This is a genomic window from Sinomonas humi (assembly GCF_000802235.1).
In the GTDB taxonomy this organism is placed as follows: Bacteria; Actinomycetota; Actinomycetes; order Actinomycetales; family Micrococcaceae; genus Sinomonas; species Sinomonas humi.
On sequence record NZ_JTDL01000022.1, the window covers coordinates 1 to 1,875 of the forward strand.

Annotated in this window: 1 protein-coding gene; it reads right to left on the reverse strand. The window is 71.3% G+C overall.

All coding sequences use genetic code 11. The annotated features are described in order from the left end of the window. Positions 1 to 279: 279 nt before the first annotated feature. Entirely contained in the window at positions 280 to 1,653 is a 1,374-nt protein-coding gene (locus tag LK10_RS01545; protein WP_043119606.1) for a ParB/RepB/Spo0J family partition protein, read from the reverse strand. Positions 1,654 to 1,875 lie beyond the last annotated feature (222 nt).

Here is a 1,875-nt window from a genome sequence, read left to right on the forward strand (position 1 = left end):
GTGCCGGCCCCGACGGAGGAGGGGCTTGTGCCGGTGGAGCGGGTGCGTACAATCCGCAGGACAGCCGGAAAAACAAGGCGGGCTCGCGCCACGGCGGCGCAGCGAAGCGGAGCCGGCGGGGCGCGAGCCGTCACAGCCCGAGCGCAGCGAGGACCATGTCCAGGGCGCAGCCCTGGGGCCTTTGTCGGCCCGGGCCGGGCCGGGCTCCGGGCCGGAGCCCGGGGCGCACGGGCCGACCGCCCGCGGCCACGGTTGGAGGCCGCAGGCGCTTACCCCCGGCTAGGCTGCGTCGTCGGGCTCCGCGCCGCCCTGTTCCTTGGCGCTGGCCTCGGGAACGGCAGTGATGATCGCCTCGACGTCGGAGAGCTTGTAGCCCCACGCGGCCAGCTGGCTCAGGTAGAACCGACGGGCCGCGTTCGCATCACGCCATGCGTCCTTGGGCATGTACCTCTCGAAGCTCGCGATCGCGAGGGCGAGCAGCGGCACGTGCGGGCGCGCGGGGTGCGCGGCCGTCCACTCGGCCAGCGCCGAGCGGCGGTAGTCGCTGGTGTCGGGGCATCCGGCGAAGTCCTCGGCGAGGGTTGTGTTCCGCTCCCCCGCGTACGCGTGGTGCGCGGTGTGAGCGGTGGCGAGGAACCGGGTCCAGTCCTTCGGCGGGTTCTTCCGTGCGAGCAGGGACTTGACCCATTCGTGGCGGACCGTGGTTGCCGACTCCATGGCGCGATTGTTCGCGATCAGGGTCCGGCGTTCGGCCTTCTGCTCCTCGGTCCACGGGCCGGTGGGCTTCTCCTCGCGCCCGGGTGCCCGGTAGGGCTCGCGGGCGGTGTAGCCTTCCTCGGCCCAGCCGGTGATGCCGTACTCGGTGTACAGCCCGGCGTTCCAGCGGCGGCCGATAGCGACGGCGTTGGCCGCGTCCTCGCTGGGCTGGTTGCCCTCGGCGTCGGTGAGGTAGGGCAGGCCGACCGCCTCGTGGTCGGAGTTCCAGCCGATGCGCTCGACCACGGTCAGGCCTTTGGCCTCCAGCTCTGCAGTCAGGGCCGCGAGCTCGGCGGCTTCTTCCTTCGCGCGCTTGCGGTCGTCGCGCAGCTGCTGCGCGACGTGGGCGAGCATGTCCGGGTCCTCGGAGATCGCGTCCTCGATCCGTTCCAGCGCGGCCGGGTCCGCGTCGAACTCGGCGAGGACGAGGGCCTGCTCGACCGTGTACCCGGCATCGAGACGAGCCGTCGCCGTCTCGTCCTTTCGGGCCTCGATGGCCTTCTCGACCGTGGCCTTGGGGGTCGCGGTCTTCTTGGCGATCTGCGCGGCGGAGACGCCAAGCAGGGCCATCTGGTGGAAGGCCTCGGCCCGGTCGTTCTCAGTGAGCCCGGCCCGCTGGTCGTTCTCCACGAGCTGCTTGGCGAGCCGGTCGGCTTCCTCCGGGGTGTCCCCGAGGATCACGGGGATAGTCTCGCGCCCGGCGTCGATGGCTGCGAGGGTGCGGCGGTGGCCGGTGAAGACCCGCTCGCCCTCGTCGGTCGTGTAGGCGGTGATGGGCTGGAGCACTCCGTGCTCCTTGATGCTGGCGACGAACGCCGGGGTGAGGTCGGCCGTCGTGCGCACGTTGGTGTCCACGAGGAGGTCGGCGGGGTTGCGGTAGACGAGCGTTGCGCTCATGGTCTTGGCTCCTTCTTGGTGACGTGGTGGGCCGGGAAGCTGTGGTGACCAGCCGGGGTGTCTCCCCCGCCCCCGTTGTTTTTCCGGCTGGCGAACTTGTTCGCTTGCGCCCGCGGAGACGGCAGCAACCCGTAGGGCGGTGCCGGGGGAAAATCTGCGGAGGAAATAAGCGACGAAGGAGCGCCGCAGCAGAATTTCCCCCGGTGCCGGCCCCGACGGAGG